Origin of the sequence: Streptomyces sp. NPDC096310 (genome assembly GCF_044763125.1) — a bacterium.
GTDB lineage: Bacteria > Actinomycetota > Actinomycetes > Streptomycetales > Streptomycetaceae > Streptomyces.
In genome coordinates this window covers 190862-205966 of sequence record NZ_JBIWFO010000010.1, presented here as the reverse complement: position 1 = coordinate 205966, position 15105 = coordinate 190862, and the positions used below count along the sequence as shown (strand labels likewise).

At 72.7% G+C, this 15105-nt stretch carries 16 protein-coding genes and 1 pseudogene; 7 read left to right on the top strand and 10 right to left on the bottom strand.

What is annotated here, in order from left to right; all coding sequences use genetic code 11:
* The first annotated feature begins 29 nt into the window (after positions 1-29).
* The gene (gene cutA, locus ACIQ7D_RS21015) at positions 30-356 is read left to right on the top strand and encodes a divalent-cation tolerance protein CutA (protein ID WP_403939613.1); all 327 of its coding nucleotides are present in this window, start codon (positions 30-32) and stop codon (positions 354-356) included.
* A gap of 44 nt (positions 357-400) precedes the next feature.
* Here cutA and ACIQ7D_RS21010 read toward each other — a convergent pair whose 3' ends face one another.
* A complete protein-coding gene (locus ACIQ7D_RS21010) occupies positions 401-835 on the bottom strand; it encodes a hypothetical protein (protein ID WP_403939611.1) in 435 nt (144 codons plus the stop codon).
* 6 nt (positions 836-841) lie between these two features.
* Between ACIQ7D_RS21010 and ACIQ7D_RS21005 the strand changes: the two are divergent.
* Positions 842-1435: pseudogene (locus ACIQ7D_RS21005) on the top strand (class I SAM-dependent methyltransferase); the annotation flags it as partial.
* A gap of 8 nt (positions 1436-1443) precedes the next feature.
* The gene (locus ACIQ7D_RS21000; RefSeq protein WP_403939609.1) at positions 1444-2463 is read left to right on the top strand and encodes a GNAT family N-acetyltransferase; all 1020 of its coding nucleotides are present in this window, start codon (positions 1444-1446) and stop codon (positions 2461-2463) included.
* On the opposite strand, the gene ACIQ7D_RS20995 is transcribed toward ACIQ7D_RS21000, so the two are convergent.
* Positions 2415-3338: a GNAT family N-acetyltransferase gene (locus ACIQ7D_RS20995; protein WP_403939607.1), complete on the bottom strand. Its 924-nt coding sequence runs from the start codon at positions 3336-3338 to the stop codon at positions 2415-2417. The two genes, ACIQ7D_RS21000 and ACIQ7D_RS20995, sit on opposite strands and share 49 nt — an antisense overlap.
* 116 nt (positions 3339-3454) lie before the next feature.
* On the opposite strand from ACIQ7D_RS20995, the gene ACIQ7D_RS20990 reads away from it, so the two are divergent.
* Positions 3455-3829: a GntR family transcriptional regulator gene (locus ACIQ7D_RS20990; protein WP_329824572.1), complete on the top strand. Its 375-nt coding sequence runs from the start codon at positions 3455-3457 to the stop codon at positions 3827-3829.
* 92 nt (positions 3830-3921) lie between these two features.
* Here ACIQ7D_RS20990 and ACIQ7D_RS20985 read toward each other — a convergent pair whose 3' ends face one another.
* From ACIQ7D_RS20985 to ACIQ7D_RS20970, 4 genes are all read right to left on the bottom strand, one after another.
* Positions 3922-5031 carry a DUF5925 domain-containing protein gene (locus tag ACIQ7D_RS20985; protein WP_403939605.1) on the bottom strand — a complete coding sequence of 370 codons (1110 nt, stop codon included), beginning with the start codon at positions 5029-5031 and terminating at the stop codon, positions 3922-3924.
* Between the two features lie 146 nt (positions 5032-5177).
* Positions 5178-5987 carry a polysaccharide deacetylase family protein gene (locus ACIQ7D_RS20980; RefSeq protein ID WP_403939713.1) on the bottom strand — a complete coding sequence of 270 codons (810 nt, stop codon included), beginning with the start codon at positions 5985-5987 and terminating at the stop codon, positions 5178-5180.
* Positions 5988-6076: 89 nt separating this feature from the next.
* A complete protein-coding gene (locus ACIQ7D_RS20975) occupies positions 6077-7153 on the bottom strand; it encodes a glycosyltransferase family 2 protein (RefSeq protein ID WP_403939603.1) in 1077 nt (358 codons plus the stop codon).
* Positions 7150-7935, bottom strand: coding sequence for a glycosyltransferase family 2 protein (locus ACIQ7D_RS20970; RefSeq protein ID WP_403939711.1), 786 nt, complete (start codon positions 7933-7935; stop codon positions 7150-7152). Before ACIQ7D_RS20970 ends, ACIQ7D_RS20975 begins: the two co-directional genes overlap by 4 nt.
* Before the next feature lie 698 nt (positions 7936-8633).
* Between ACIQ7D_RS20970 and ACIQ7D_RS20965 the strand changes: the two genes are divergently transcribed.
* Both ACIQ7D_RS20965 and ACIQ7D_RS20960 read left to right on the top strand, forming a co-directional pair.
* Positions 8634-9443: an SGNH/GDSL hydrolase family protein gene (locus tag ACIQ7D_RS20965; protein WP_403939601.1), complete on the top strand. Its 810-nt coding sequence runs from the start codon at positions 8634-8636 to the stop codon at positions 9441-9443.
* Positions 9444-9618: 175 nt separating this feature from the next.
* On the top strand, positions 9619-9882 hold the full coding sequence (locus ACIQ7D_RS20960; RefSeq protein WP_403939598.1) for a hypothetical protein: 264 nt from the start codon (positions 9619-9621) through the stop codon (positions 9880-9882).
* Between the two features lie 188 nt (positions 9883-10070).
* Here the strand turns inward: ACIQ7D_RS20960 and ACIQ7D_RS20955 are convergent, their stop codons facing one another.
* Together ACIQ7D_RS20955 and ACIQ7D_RS20950 are read right to left on the bottom strand one after the other, a co-directional pair.
* Positions 10071-10853 (bottom strand): ABC transporter permease, encoded by a 783-nt coding sequence (locus tag ACIQ7D_RS20955; RefSeq protein ID WP_403939596.1) that lies wholly within the window; start codon positions 10851-10853, stop codon positions 10071-10073.
* A complete protein-coding gene (locus tag ACIQ7D_RS20950; protein WP_403939594.1) occupies positions 10850-11884 on the bottom strand; it encodes an ATP-binding cassette domain-containing protein in 1035 nt (344 codons plus the stop codon). The genes ACIQ7D_RS20955 and ACIQ7D_RS20950 overlap by 4 nt, the downstream gene beginning before the upstream one ends.
* A 64-nt stretch (positions 11885-11948) precedes the next feature.
* On the opposite strand from ACIQ7D_RS20950, the gene ACIQ7D_RS20945 reads away from it, so the two are divergent.
* Complete coding sequence (locus tag ACIQ7D_RS20945) at positions 11949-12686, top strand: TetR/AcrR family transcriptional regulator (RefSeq protein ID WP_403939592.1); 738 nt, start codon at positions 11949-11951, stop codon at positions 12684-12686.
* 317 nt (positions 12687-13003) lie between these two features.
* Here ACIQ7D_RS20945 and ACIQ7D_RS20940 read toward each other — a convergent pair whose 3' ends face one another.
* Entirely contained in the window at positions 13004-14245 is a 1242-nt protein-coding gene (locus ACIQ7D_RS20940; protein WP_403939590.1) for a type ISP restriction/modification enzyme, read from the bottom strand.
* 74 nt (positions 14246-14319) lie between these two features.
* Complete coding sequence (locus ACIQ7D_RS20935; RefSeq protein ID WP_403939588.1) at positions 14320-15099, bottom strand: GntR family transcriptional regulator; 780 nt, start codon at positions 15097-15099, stop codon at positions 14320-14322.
* Positions 15100-15105 lie beyond the last annotated feature (6 nt).

Below are 15105 nucleotides of genomic sequence, written 5' to 3'. Positions count from 1 at the left end.
GTCGGTTTCCCGGGACGAAGGAGATTGGCGTGTCGACGGACATCGTGATCGCGCAGACCACCATTGACGACGAGGGGAAGGCAGCCCTGCTGGCGGCGGGAGCCGTGGAGCGGCGACTTGCGGCGTGCGCGCATATCGACCCGGCGTTCACTGCCGTTTACCGCTGGAAGGGCGCGGTCCAGACGGAGAAGGAGTGGCGCATCTCGTACAAGACGACGCGCAGCCGTCTGCCGCTCCTGGCCGAGTGGGTCAAGGAAGCCCACGGGTACGCAGTGCCGGAGTGGATCGTCCTGCCTGTTGATGGCGGGTCGGAAGAGTACCTGGCGTGGGTGGTGACGGAGAGCGCGGAAGCGTGACCCGGCTGCGGGCGGGCCCGTTCGAAGCCGGGCCCGCCGCAGTCCTACGATGCGAGGCTGCTCAGGTGCTCGGCAAGGTCCCGCTCCTTGGCCGGGAGTTCGGCGGTGATCGCGTGTGCGCGATCACGGCCCATGGTGTTGGGCCGGGCGGCGGCAGCAACAGCGAATTCGTGTGCTGCGTGCACGCCTTGTTCAAGATCATCTCCCTGGAGCAGGGCTGTGGTGATGTCGCCGAGAAAGACCACACCGGCGTCGGGCCGTTCACTGCCGAGCCGCTCTGTGGCGGCGTTCGCCGCGTCGGTCAGTTCCGGGTGGGCGAGGCGTCCGTATGAGGACAGGACGAGGGAGTCCAGCCTGGCGGGGCTCATGAACCGGACCCACGCGTGCTCGGTGGTGTGGTCGGCGTACGCGGTCCGCGCGCGGTCCAGCGCACGGAGCGCGGCGACGGCGGGCCCCTTGTCAGTGGTGGCTGACAGCATCGGAACATGACCACCACCGACTGGGACGCCGCCGCCGACACCTTCGACCAGGAGCCCGACCACGGGCTCCTGGACCCCGCCGTGCGCGCAGCCTGGGCCGCCAGGATGGCGGGTTGGCTGCCCGCCGCGCCGTCCCGGGTGCTCGACCTCGGGTGCGGTACGGGGAGCCTCGCCCGGCTCGCCGCCGAGCGGGGGCACCGGGTGACGGCCGTCGATCTCTCCCCGCGGATGACGGCCCTCGCCCGGGCCAAGCTGGCCGGCACCGGTGCGGAGGTCCTGACCGGTGACGCGGCGCGGCCGCCGGTGGGGGAGGGGCGCTTCGACGTGGTGCTGGCCCGTCATGTGCTCTGGCTGCTGCCCGATCCCGAGGAGACGCTGCGCCACTGGACGTCGCTGCTGCGGCCCGGAGGCCGGCTGGTCCTGGTCGAGGGGGTCTGGTCAGGGACCGGCCTGCCCGCGCACCGGCTGACCACGGTCCTGGCCACCCTCACCGAACGCGTCCAGTACGAACGGCTCTCCGCGGACCCCGCGCTCTGGGGCCGCCCGGTCGACGACGAGCGGTACGCGCTGATCGCGTCGCGCCGGGGCCCGCGTCGTAACGTGGCGCTGTGACTACTCGCGATGACCGTATCCGCCCCGCGACCGCCGCCGATGTGCCCGGGGTGAAGGCGGTGACCGACGCCGCCTACCTCGGGTACGTCGAGCGCATCGGCCGCCCTCCCGCGCCGATGGACGCCGATCACGGGGCGGACGTGGCCGCGGGGCGGGTGTTCGTCGTGGGGGACCCGCCGGTGGGTGTGCTCGTCCTGGTGGAGCGGCCGGGCCATCTGCTGCTGGAATCCGTCGCCGTCCATCCTGACGCGCGGGGGCAGGGTCTGGGCCGACGCCTCCTGGACTTCACCGAACAGCACGCCAGGGCGCTGGGGTTGCCGGAGGTACGGCTGTACACCCACGCGCTGATGCGGGAGAACCGCGAACGGTACGCACGCCACGGGTACGAGATCGTGGCACGCCGGACCGACGGACCCTACGACCGGATCCACTTCCGCAAGTCGCTGCTCACCCCGCCCCGGCGCCACCGTGAAGTGGTCGACGTCCATCTCGTGCTGCGCAGAGGGGACGAGGTGCTGCTCGCCCGCAGGGCCGGGACGGGGTATGCGGACGGGTTGCTCAACTGCCCATCCGGACATGTGGAGTCCGGCGAGGACGTCCGTACGGCCGTGATCCGGGAGGCGGCCGAGGAGATCGGCCTCGCGCTGACGCCCGGCGATCTGCGCGTCGCCCTGGTCATGCAGCATCGCGGGCCCGGCGGGGCGCCGCGGATCGGGTGGTTCTTCGAGGCGGCGTACGGTGCGGGCGGTGAGCCGTACAACCGGGAGCCGGAGAAGTGCTCGGGCCTGTCCTGGCACCCGCTGTCCGGGCTCCCGGGCGATCTGGTCGCGTACTGCCACGCCGGTCTCGACGCCTACCGTGCCGGTGAGCGCTTCGTGCTGCACTGGCACGAGGACGACGACCCGATCGCCCACAACCCGGACGCCGACCGCTCCGTCGTGCTGCCCGCGACACACGGAGAAGGGGGTCAGCCCAGCTCGCGGACGTGGCGTACCTCGGATGCGCCGATCTCGTAGCCGAACCACCGGTTGACGGCCAGCATCGGGCCGTTGTCCGCGTCGTTCGAGGTGAACGCCTGCTGGTACCCGGCGGCGCGGGCGCGCCGGAGCGAGTCCGTCTTGGCGAGTTTCGCCAGGCCGCGGCCGCGGTAGGCGCGCCGCGTGCCCGTCATGCCGGTCAGATAGCGGGTGGCGCCGTCGGTGTGGGCCGCCGTGAACCCGGCGACCCGGCCGTCCACCTCCACCACCGTCGTCAGCTCACGGTCCAGACACGGGTAGTTCCAGGTGTGGTTCAGCCAGTCGTCGTAGTCGTCCATGCCCGTGTTGATATCGCTCGGCTCGTCGGCCGTCACCTCCGCGTCCGCCTCGAAGAGCGGGCGGGGGTCGGCCGCGTACTCCGCCGCCGTACGCAGCACCACCCCCGCGGGGAGCTCCGCGGGCAGCTCGGGCAGGGTGCCCCCGGCCAGATCGAGCCGCTGGAAGTGGGCCGGGCGCGTCGGGCGGTACCCGTGGCGCTCGGCGAAGGCGAGGCTGGACGGCTCGTCCCGCGCCCAGGAGTAGACGCTGGTCGCGCCGTTGGCCGCGAGATGGTCCTCGGCGGTACGGAGGATCAGCGACCCCGCGCCCCGCCCCCGGCGCCCGGGAAGGACCTGCGGGGTGACCGAGGACTGGCCCGGGACCTCGCTGTCGTACGCCAGGCCGACATGCGCCGTTCCGATCAATTCCCCGTCCTCCTCGGCCACCAGGAGGCGGTACTTCTTGGCCGGATTGGCGTTCGCCACCTCGAACAGCAGCGCCTTCTCGGTTTCGATGAGGAACGGAACGCAGGCGCGGCGCAGGGCCACGACGGCAGCCGCGTCCTCGGTGCGGAAATCACGGACAGTCACAGTCATGGGGAGTGACCTTATGTGGGGGCGCCGCCGGTCCGCCTCTTGTTTTTCCCGTCGCGTTCCGGCCAGCTCTGCCGCGTGTCACTCGGCGCCCACGGCTCGTGGGGGAGAATCGCCCTGTGACGTTGAAGATCGTGATCGACCCGGCCTCCGTGACCGCTCCGTACGAGCAACTGCGTACCCAGATCTCCGCGAAGGCCCGCTCAGGTCTGCTGCCGGTGGGGTACAAGCTCCCCACCGTGCGGGGGCTCGCCGAGGAGCTGGGGCTGGCCGCCAATACCGTCGCCAAGGCCTACCGCGCGCTGGAGACCGACGGGGTCATCGAGACGCGCGGCAGGAACGGTACGTTCGTCGCCGCGGCCGGTGAGGCCGCCGACCGCGAGGCCGCCTCCGCCGCCCGCGCGTACGCGGAGCGTGCCCGGCGCCTCGGACTCGGCAGGGCCGCCGCGCTCGCCGCCGCCGAGGAAGCCGTACGGGCCGTTTACGCGAAGTGACCGGGACGGCCAGACCCCCCGGGCAGCCCGCCCCCGGCGGGGCACCGGGCCTCCGGGGGCATTGGCCTCCGACTCCGGGACCCGGCCCCGGGTCACAGGTACAGGCCCGCCTCCGGGCTCGCGTGCTGGGCCGGGACCGACGCCGGGCCTGTCCCCCGGCGCAGCGCGTACAGCTCCGCCAGCGTGGCGCCCTCCCTGCCCACCGCCGCCTCGCCCTCGCCGTTCTCCCGGCCCAGCCAGGAGACCGCCTCCGCGCGGGTCAGCGAGCCGACCTCGATCCTCGCCAGACAGCGGCCGGGACGGACCACCGCCGGATGCAGCCGCTCCAGATCCTCGTTGGTCGTCACCCCCACCAGAACGTTCCTGCCCTGCCCGAGCAGACCGTCCGTCAGATTGAGCAGCCGCGACAGCGCCTGGCCCGCCGTGTGCTTGGCCTCCCCGCGGATCAGCTCGTCGCAGTCCTCCAGGAGCAGCAGCCGCCACCGCCCCTTGGCCGAGCCGTCGTCCTCGCCGATCGCGATGTCCATCAGATAGCCGACGTCGTTGAAGAGCCGCTCCGGGTCCAGCACACAGTCGACCTGGCACCAGTCGCGCCACGAACGGGCCAGCGTACGCAGCGCGGAGGTCTTGCCGGTGCCCGGCGGGCCGTGCAACAGCAGCAGCCGGCCCGCGATGTCGTCCGGTGTCACCTTCATCAGCCGGTCCATCGCCTCGGCCACCGGCGCGGTGTAGTTGGCCCTGACCTCGTCCCACGTACCGGCGGAGATCTGCCGCGTCGTCCGGTGCGGACCGCGCCGCGGCGACACGTACCAGAACCCCATCGTCACGTTCTCGGGCTGCGGCTCCGGGTCGTCCCGCGCGCCCTCCGTGGTCTGCTGGTGGATCTTCTCCGCCAGTTCGGTACTGACGGCCGTCACCGTCACATCGGCGCCCCGGTTCCAGCGGGAGACCAGCAGCGTCCAGCCGTCGCCCTCGGCGAGGGTCGCGCTCCGGTCGTCGTCACGGGCGGAACGCAGCACCGTGGCCCCGGGCGGCAGCAGCCCCGCGCCCGGCTTGACCCGGTCGATGGTGGAGCTGTGGGAGTACGGCTGCTCGCCCGTCGCGAAGCGGCCGAGGAACAGCGCGTCGACCACATCCGAGGGCGAATCGCTGTCGTCGACGGTGAGCCGGATCGGCAGGGCGTCCTGAGGCTTGGCAGACATGTCGCCCATGATCCGGCACCGGGACGTCCGGTGCACGGTGTTTTGGCCGCCGGTGGCGTCGGCGCGCGGCGCGATGTCCGCGACCCGCCGCACGCCCCGGTGCGCCCCGCCGTCACCGGCGGCGCGCTCCCCGCCCTGCGGCCCCGTCACCCGGCGTCGGCCCCGCCGTCGCCGTACCGCCCGCCGGTCACCGTCCCGCGCGCCACGGCCGCCGATCGGCGCGCACGCCGGACCAGTGCGTATCCCCGGGTCAGCGCCCGGTCCCCGGCGAAGGAGCGGGTGAGCCCCCGGCCCTCCACCAGCCGGCCGAACTCCTCGATCCCGGTGGTGCGCCGCACGGTCACCCGCTTCAGCGCGTACGGGCCCTGGCCCCGGCGCGCCGCCGCGTTGCCCACCGCCAGCGCCTGGCGGAACCCGGCCGCGCGGACGGCGTGGCGCACCCGCCGGCTGGAGTAACCGTACGGATAGGCGAAGGAGACGGGGTCCGTGCCCAGCTCCTCGGCCAGGATCTCCCGGCAGCGCCCGGTCTCGAAGCGCAGCCGCCCGTCGTCGGCCTGGTCGAGCTGCGGATGGGTGTGGCTGTGGCCGCCGATCTCCGTGCCGGCGGCGGCCAGTTCCCGTACCTGGTCCCAGTCGAGCATGGTGTCCAGGGCGCCGCCCTCGTCGTACGCGCCGCGCAGCCACGCCGTCGAGACGAAGAGCGTGGCCGCGAAGGAACGTTCCGCGAGAACGGGGAGCGCGTACCGGTGCACCCCCGCGTAGCCGTCGTCGAACGTGATCAGCACGGGGCGCTCCGGCAGCGGCTTGCCGGTGCGCCAGGCGTCGGCGAGCCGCGCCGTGGTGACCGGGGTGAAGCCGCGCGCGCCGAGCAGCGCCATCTGCGCCGTGAACGCCTCGGGCGCCACGGAGAGCGCGCGGGTGGCGGGCGCGGGCCGGTGCGCGACCGCGTGGTACATCAGGATCGGTACGGCGCCCGCGCCGGTGCCGGTCTCCGGCGGGGCCGGGGGGCCCGGCGCGCGCCGCGCCGGGCCCCTTCCTCCTGTCGTCATACGGCCGCCTCCCACCGGCCGCGCGACTCCTCGCCGGCGCCGGACCCGCCCCGTTCGATCGGGCCCGACGCGAACGCCACCTCCCCGCCCCGGGTACGGAAGCGGCCCACCAGATAGCCGGCCGCCGCCAGAACCGTCCCGGCCGCGATCGCCCCGGCGCGGCCGAGACCGCCGGGTCTGCCCCGTACCGCGTCGCGCAGACCGCGCGCGACGCCCGCCGGAAGCACGCGGGTGGTGTGGCGGCGCTCGGAGGCGAGCCCCTTGTCCGCCCCCACGCTCCGGGCGACCAGCGCCTTCGACAGCCCTTCGGCGTAGGTCCGGGTACGGAAGTAGCCGAACCGCTCGCGGGCCGCCGGGACCCGGTGGTGGATGACCGCGCGGTCGTCGATCAGCAGCACCGCGTCCGGTACGGCCTCGGTGAGCCGGATGCACAGCTCCGTCTCCTCGCAGCCGAGCGGTCGCCGGTCGCCGTCGCGCCCGATGCCGGTCGCGAACCCCCCTGCCGTGTCGAACGCCGTACGCCGGAACGACGCGTTGCCGCCGAGGACGTTGCGTACCCGTACCAGACCCTCCGGCAGTCCCCGGTACGTACAGCCGACGACCCAGTCGAACTCCTCGGGGAACCAGCCGGGTCTGCGTCCCGAGGCCCAGGCGGGCACCGTCCGCCCGCCCACGGCCAGGATCCGCGGATCGTCCCCGTACGCCTCGTCGAAGCGGCGCAGCCAGTCGCGCTCGGCCACCGCGTCGTCGTCCAGGAACGCCACGCACGCGCCACGGGCCGCGGCGATCCCGGTGTTACGGCCCGCGGAGAGCCCGCGCGGGCCCGCGTTGGCGAGCACCCGCACCTCGCCGCGCGCGGCGCGCTCGGCGAGGTGCGCGGTGAGCCGCGCCAGCAGGGACGGGTTGTGGTCGACCACGAGCAGCGTCTCCAGGGCGGGCAGTGACTGCCCGGCCACCGAGTCGACCGCCGCGAGGATGTCCTCCCAGCGCTCCTCGGCGTAGACGCAGATGACCACCGTGAACGGCCGGTGACGCGGGGGCGTTCCCCCCGGGGGCGCCGGACGTCCGGTCACGACGCCTCCCCGCGCGGCCCCACCGGGACGCTGATCCGCAAGGAGACCGGCCGGCGGCGGGTCGAGCGGGGCACGCCCCGCTCGCGGAGGATGACCTTCAGGACCCGCAGACCGTCCCGGACGGCTCTGAGATTGCTCACCCCGTGGATCCGGTCGTACTCGTGGCTCGGTATCTCCTGCACCTTCAGACCGGCCTTGACCACCCGGATGTTCATCAGGGTCTCGACCTCGAAGCCGGTGCAGTCGAGCGTGATCTCGTCCAGACAGTGGCGCCAGAAGGCGTTGTAGCCGTAGCAGAGATCGGTGTAGCGGGCGCCGAACTTGGCGTTGACGACGGCGCAGAGCACCCGGTTGCCGAGCTTGCGGATCGCCGTCATGTCGTCCGTACCGCCGCCGTTGGCGAACCGCGAGCCCTTGGCGAAGTCGGCGCCGGAGACCAGGGCCGACACATAGGAGACGATCTCCTGGCCGTCGGCCGAGCCGTCCGCGTCGACCATCACGATGATGTCGCCGGTGCATGCGGCGAACCCGCTGATCAGGGCGTCCCCCTTGCCCTTGCCGCGCTGGGCGACGACCTTGACGTCCGGCCGTAACGCGCGGGCGACCTCGACCGTGCCGTCGGTGGAGTCGCCGTCCACCAGGACGACTTCGTGGATCCACTCGGGCAGGGTCCGGAAGACGTACGGAAGGTTCTGTGCTTCGTTCATCGCCGGTATCACCACACTCACCGGCGGAGTGATCGCGAGATGCGAGGAGATCGCCCGGTACGGCAGCAGCCCCAGGTTCTGGTGGTCCGTGCCCTGGTGGTCGGTGGTGTGAAGGTCGGTGATCTGGTGGTCGGTGACCTGCTGATCGGTCGTGCTCCGTGCCGGAAGATCCAACGGATCGTCGCCCGGTATCGCCGGGCGCAGAAAAGCGCTCACGGGTCTTTTCCCTCTCGTCCGGTGGACCGCCCACCCCCGGGCGGTCCCGCAGTGTTTCCGGTTCGAAAGGGGGGTTCTCACCCCGCCATGACGGCCTGGCACATGGAACGTGGCACATGGAGCTCGGAACATGGAACGCCGTGCCGGCCGGGTGAGCTGTGGAACTGGTCGCGCGGCACGCGACTCGGCGGCGCGGAACGCGGTCACCGAGCGCGGCACCCCCCTACCGCGCCCCGCCCCGGGAGCCATCGCGACGCTTGAGCCCTCCCCTGGAGCCGCTTGCATGATGGACCGATGCGGGTGGATGTACGACGGTATTGATGATTGGGACTGTATGGCAAGAGGTGGAACCTCGGCGCGCTTTTTTGCTTCTTTGGTCGTACTTAGTCGGTCGCATCCGGAACCTCCCCGATCGGTTCCGCTCAATTTCGCATGATTCATGCGCCGATATCGATCCTGAAGAATCTCTCACCGAACGTTCTTGGCATGGACACTTCCGGTGAACTGTCGTCGCTGGTACGACAGTTGTGGCAGAAATCCTGCTAAGGAGAGGTTCTATGAAACTGGCCCGAATCACGGCATTCTCGTCCTCGCTCCTCCTTGGTGCGGTCCTGGCCCTCACCGGGGCATCGGCGGTCTCGGCCGCCGAGTCGGCCGCCGCCGTCGACTACGTGGCGCTCGGCGACTCGTACTCCTCCGGGGTCGGCTCCGGTGGGTACGACAGCGCGAGCGGCAGTTGCAAGCGCACGCCCAGGTCGTATCCGGCGCTCTGGGCGGCGGCGAACGCGCCGGCCACCTTCGCGTTCACCGCGTGCGCGGGTGCTCGTACGGGTGATGTGACCGCGGGCCAGCTCGGACCGCTCAGCGCCGCCACCGACCTCGTCTCCATCTCCATCGGCGGCAACGACGCTGGATTCTCCGACGTCATGACGGTCTGCGTCCTCCAGTCGGAGAGCGCCTGCCTCAACCGGATCGCGCAGGCCCGCGCGTTCGTCGACTCCACCCTGCCCGGCAGCCTCGACACGGTGTACACGGCGATCAGATCCAAGGCGCCGTCGGCCCGGGTCGTCGTCCTCGGCTATCCCCGCTTCTATCAGCTCAAGGGAACGTGCGCCGCCGGGCTCAGCGAGGCGAAGCGCACCGCCATCAACAACGCCTCCGACTACCTCAACGACGCCACCGCCAAGCGCGCCGCCGACCACGGCTTCACCTTCGCCGGGGTCTCCGGGACCTTCACGGGGCACGAGATCTGTTCCAGCGCCTCCTGGCTGCACAGTCTGAACGTGCTCGACATCGGCGAGTCGTACCACCCCACGGCCGCCGGTCAGTCCCAGGGTTACCTGCCGGTCTTCACCTCGGCCGCATAGGTTCTTCACCCCCGGGCGATCTGTCCAACTCGCCCTGAATTCACATAGATCGGGCTGTGTACATTCCTCCCCGTACGAGTGTGGTTCCGCCCGAAGGCGGGATACACGGGTGTCCTGAAGGGGCGATAGGGTTAACCTGCCCGGACCGGGTGCCCTCGTACGGGTGGGGAGTGAAATGGAACAGATAACGGTGCACAGCAGGGCACGAATCCCTGCGATCACCTGCGGGAGCAGCGCGAGCAGTTCGCGCCTCGACCGCCATCTCTCGGTGCTCGGCGGTCCCGCCGTACCGCAGCGCGAGACGGTCGAGGCGACCTTGCTGATGCGCGAGTTGACCGCACGGGACAGGTCGGACACGCACAGGAGCAGGGGCGCGCGGGTCTCGCTCTTCGCTCCGCTGCGGCGGCTGCGTCGCACGCTCCTCGGCAGCCGCCGCTGACGGTTCGGCTCCACGCGGCACCACCGCGCTCGGATCGTCCGCACCCGTTCGGCGGGCCGGCCGGGCGCAGGCCCCTCGCATCTTCCGCTCCGTCCCCTCCGCGGCGGCCCGGCCGGTGAGTTCACTCCCCGACACCGGCCCAGGCCGGCCGCGGCCCCGTCTCTTCCGCGCACTGCCGGCGTACCGTCTCACTCCCCGCCCCTGGCGTACCGCCGGACCGCGAGCGGTACGAACAGACCGAGCAGCACCAGCGACCACAGCAACGATCCGGCCACCGGATGCGCGGTCGGCCAGGCGGCGTCCGCCGCGGGCGCCGCGTTCCCGCACAGATCCCTGACCGCCGCGGCGAGCGCGCTGATCGGGTTCCACTCCGCGACCGTCCGCAGCCAGCCGGGCAGCCCCTCCGCCGGGATGTACGCGTTCGACAGCAGCGGCAGGACGAACGTCGCGGCGCCGAGCTGCCCCGCGATCTCCTCGTTGCGGACGAGCAGTCCGGCATACGTGCCGATCCACGCGGTCGCGAACCGGAAGAGCAGCAGCAGCCCCACCGAGCCGAGCGCGCCGGACACACCGCTCTCGACCCGCCAGCCCACCGCGAGCCCCACCAGCAGCAGCGGCACCATCCCCACGAGCGTGGTGAGCAGATCCGCCAGGGTCTGACCCAGCGGTACGGCGACCCGGCTCATCGGCAGCGAAAGGAACCGGTCCGTGACACCGCGCTGCGCGTCGTACGACGCCTGGAACATCCCCGTCATCAGGCCGCCTGCGGCCGTCGCCGCGAGCAGCCCGGGCACGAGATACGCGCGGTACTGCTCGCCCGGCATCGCCAGCGCGCTGCCGAAGACATAGCCGAAGAACAGCAGCATGTTGATCGGCATGGTCTGGGTGAGGATCACCACGCCCGGCGCATGTCTGATCCGCTGGAGGTGGCGGCCCAGGACGGCGCCGCTGTCGTACGCGAGTGTGCTCATGCGGCCTGCTCCTCGGGGTGAGAACCGTCTGTCCGGCCGGAACGGCCTGCGCGCCCGGAAGCCCCCGTGCGCCCGGTCAGGCGCAGGAACACCTCGTCCAGCGTCGGCGGCCGCAGGCTCACATCGACCACCGGGACGCCCGCCGCGTCCAGTTCCCGGACGAGCCGGGGCAGGGTCAGCGTGGGGTCCGTGGTCACGGCGCCGACGGCGCGGCGCTCCCGGTCGAACACCGGCTCGGCGCCGGTGAGCTGGTCGAGCACACCCGCCGCCGCGAGGAGCGCCGCCTGTGCCGCGTCGCCCGTCGCCACCTCGGAGAGGACGGCCTCCGCGTACGAGCCGATCCGCGCCTTGAGTTCGGCCGGGGTGCCGCTGTGGGCGGCCCTGCCCCGGTCGATCAGCACGATGTCGTCGGCGAGCCGGTCGGCCTCCTCCAGATACTGCGTGGTCAGCAGCACGGTGGTGCCCTCGGCCGCGAGCGCGCGCACGGCGGCCCAGATCTGGTTACGGCTGTGCGGGTCGAGCCCGGTGGTCGGCTCGTCCAGGAAGAGCACCTGGGGGCGGGTCAACAGGCTGACCGCGAGGTCCAGGCGGCGCCGCATCCCGCCCGAGTAGGTCCGCGCGACCCGGCCGGCGGCGTCCGTCAGCTCGAAGCGTTCCAGCAGCTCGTCGGCGCGCGACCGGCCCGCCGCGCCCCGGAGGCCGAGCAGCTTGGCGAAGAGCCGCAGGTTCTCCCGGCCCGTCAACTCCCCGTCGACGGCGGCGTACTGACCGGTGACCCCGATCGCGCGGCGGACCGCGCCCGGCGCGCGCACGATGTCGTGTCCCGCCACCAGGGCGCTGCCCGCGTCCGGCGCGGTGAGAGTGGTCAGCACCCGTACGGCGGTGGTCTTGCCCGCGCCGTTCGGCCCGAGCACTCCGCAGACGGTGCCCTCGGCCACGGCCAGATCCAGCCCGCGCAGGGCGGGCACGCCACCGGCGCCGCCGAAGCGCTTCTCCAGACCTTCACTAAGTACAGCGTACGTAGTTGTCATGCGGACCACCGTAGCGCACTACGTACGTTGTACGTAACTAGGATGGTGGGCGAGGTGATGATCCATGGCGGGGCGACCTGCTGAACCCGGAGTGATCTGGTCCCGCCCCGAGCGGGCCGGGCGTGGGCCGAAGGCGGCCTTCAGCCGCTCCGACATCGCGTCCGCCGCCGTCCGGATCGCGGACGCGGGCGGCATCGGCGCCGTGACCATGCGGCATGTGGCGGGCGAGCTGGGGTGCGGCACGATGTCGCTCTACAACTACATCCCGCGCAAGGAGGACCTGTACGAGCTGATGGTCGACGCGGTCGCGGGCGCCTACCCGCTGCCCGAGGAACCGTCCGGCGACTGGCGCGCCGACCTGACCCATCTCGCGTACCGCGCGCGCGGGATGATGCGGGACCACCCCTGGATGGCCGGGCTGATGTCGAGCGCCTACGGGTTCAGCCCGAACGTGATCAGCTTCCTGGAGTACAGCCTGCGCTGTCTGGACGCGCTCGACCTGTCGTACGGCGAGAAGATGGAGCTGGTCGCGATGGTCAACGGCGTGGTGACCACCTACGTGGCCAACGAGCTGCACACCGCGGAGCGCGTGCGGTCACTGCCCTGGTCCGCGGAGCGCGAACACGAGGTGCGGATCGCGTACATGGTGAGCGAGCTGTCCACGGGCCGGTACCCGCGGCTGTCGGCGGCGCTCGCGGAGGACTCGGGCCCCATCGACCTGGACGCGGTCTTCGACCGGGCGCTGGGCCGGGTGCTGGACTCGTTCGTACCGGCGGAGCGGAGGACCGGCCGGCCCTCCTGAGACATCGCGGCCCTGTGCGGTCCGCGCGGAGCCCGCGGGACCGAGCGCGCTTGCCGGGAGGGGCACTGGTGCCCCTCCCGGCAAGCTTTGCCGCGTCGCGCCGCCCAGCACGCACGCTCGCGGCGTTGGCCAAAAGCCCTGGTAGCTCCTTCCCCAAGCTCCCAACTCCGTTCGAGCAGGGGAGGGGCCCCGTCCAAGGACTTCCGGCCGCCTCGCGATCGCGCTCGGCATCCGCGGGATGAATCAAAGCGCCGAGACGGAGCGAGCGCAGTGCACCGGACGACCCTCCTTCGGGGCAAACATTGCCGGTCGCGGCACTAGACGAGGGCGAACTGCCCCTCCGGGCCCTCCTCGTGGTGGTCGAGCACCGACGCCGGTCGGCGGGCCGCCGCCCGGACCGGCAGGACGCCTGCCGTACGCAGCTCGGCCCGCCCGATGGTACCTTCGGCCCCGGCCCCGACTTCGGTGAGCAGCTTCCGTTGGAGCGGCCGCACCTCCGCGAGCAGCGCCAGGACCGTGATCAGCTCCAGCAGCTCCGAGGTCCACTCCCGGGGCCAGCCGGCCGGCCGGATCGCCTCCAGCGTGCCCGGCTCCGGCGGCTCCACCAGGCGGGCGCGGCGCTCGAACCACAGCTCCAGCACCCGCGCCCCGCCCACCGTGAACTCCCACGCCCCGGCCGGTACGGGCGAGACGCGCCCCGTACCGACGCACAGCGCCTCCTCCGCCGCGTCGTACGTCAGGGACCCGGGCCGCTCCGGCACGGCGGCGCGTACGTACGGCCGGCGCCCGCCGGGCAGCCGGGGGCGTTCGCCGCCCCGCCCCCCGCGGAGCTGGATCCCGGTCATCCGCCGCCCCAGCTCCACCCCGCAGGCCCAGACGCCGGGGTCGGCGGTGAGCGGCACCACGGCCCCGGCGGGGGAGGGGACGGCGGCGGCCACGGCCCACGCCAGTACGTCCTCGGCGCCGACCTCCCGGCCGAGGCGCGCGGCCAGCAGCTCCGTCAGCCCGGGGGCGAGGTTGGGCTCCCTGCCGCCGGGGCGCCGGTAGAGCGGCCGGATCCGGCCCGGCCGTCCCGTGGGCGTGTGGCCGTCCGGGAGCAGGGCACTGACCAGCAGCGCGGGCCCCGCCCCTGCCTGCGGTACGTACCCCTGCTCCACGGCGAAGAGCTGCCGGGCGTCGGCGACCCGCCACAGCTCGGGGCGCGCCGCGTCGATCAGCCGGTGGTCGGGGATCAGCCACTGCTCGTCGAACGGCCCGTGCGCCACCCGCAGCGGCTCCGGGCAGCGCCCCGTCTCCCGCGCGAACCGCCCGGTGCCCGTGGCCTGCCCGGGCAGCGCGGCGACCGCGCTGCGCGGGGTACGGGACCGGGTCACCCCGAACAGCGCCTCGCGCTCGGCGCCCTCGGCCCGTACGAGCCGGTCCCAGCGGGCCGTCAGCGAACCGGCGTCCGGCGCGAGCACCCACGGCCGCCCGAGCCGCAGCGGCGGCGTCGACCACGGCATCAGCTCACCGAGCGGCGGGGCATCCCCGAACGCCGCGTCGGCCCGCGTCGCAGCCATCCCGGACACCCTCCCCGTCGCCCTCTCTCCGTGCGCCGTCGGCGAAAGCGTAACCGCCGTCCAGGACGGCCGGGTCAGCGCTCCGGCGGTTCACCCGGAAGGCCGGTGTCCGTCTCCACGGTGACCGAGAAGGAGAACCGGTCGCCCCGGTAGCGGATCCTGGCCACGTCCACCACCCGGCCGGTCTCGTCGTACGTCACCCCCGTGTAGTGCAGGATCGGGCTCAGCAGCGGCACCCCCAGCAGCTCCGCCGTGGCCGGGTCCGCCAGCCGGGCCTCGACCGTGTCGGTGATCCTGCTGATCCGTATGGACCGGGTGTCGCGCAGCACCTTCGTCATCGGCCAGCGCTCCAGATCCGCGATGTCGATCCCGTCCGCGACCTCCGGACGCACCGCGTTCTCCGCCCAGTTGACCGGCTCACCGCTCTCGCCGTCGCGGCGCAGCCTGCGGTACGCGACCACCTCGTCCAACCCGGGGAAGTACTCGGCGAGTTCACCGGGGACCGGGGCCGGGCCATGGTCCAGGACCGTCGTCAGCTCGCCCGACTGCTGCGCCACGATCGCGTCGACCGAGCCGAGGACCCGGCGCGGGGCGCCGCGCCGCGCCCCCGGCTCGATGAAGGTGCCGCGCCGCCGGTGGCGGCTGATCAGCCCCTCGTGCTCCAGCTCCTTGAGCGCCTGGCGCATGGTCAGCACACTGACGCCGTAGTGCGCGGCGAGCTGTTCCTCCGTGGGCAGCCGCAGCGGATCGTGCGGGCGGCGGCCCAGTATCGAGGCGCGCAGGGACTGTGAGACCTGGTACCAGAGCGGCAGCTTGCGGTTCAGGACCAGCGAGTCGGGGGCGAAGGCGGTCACCGGTTA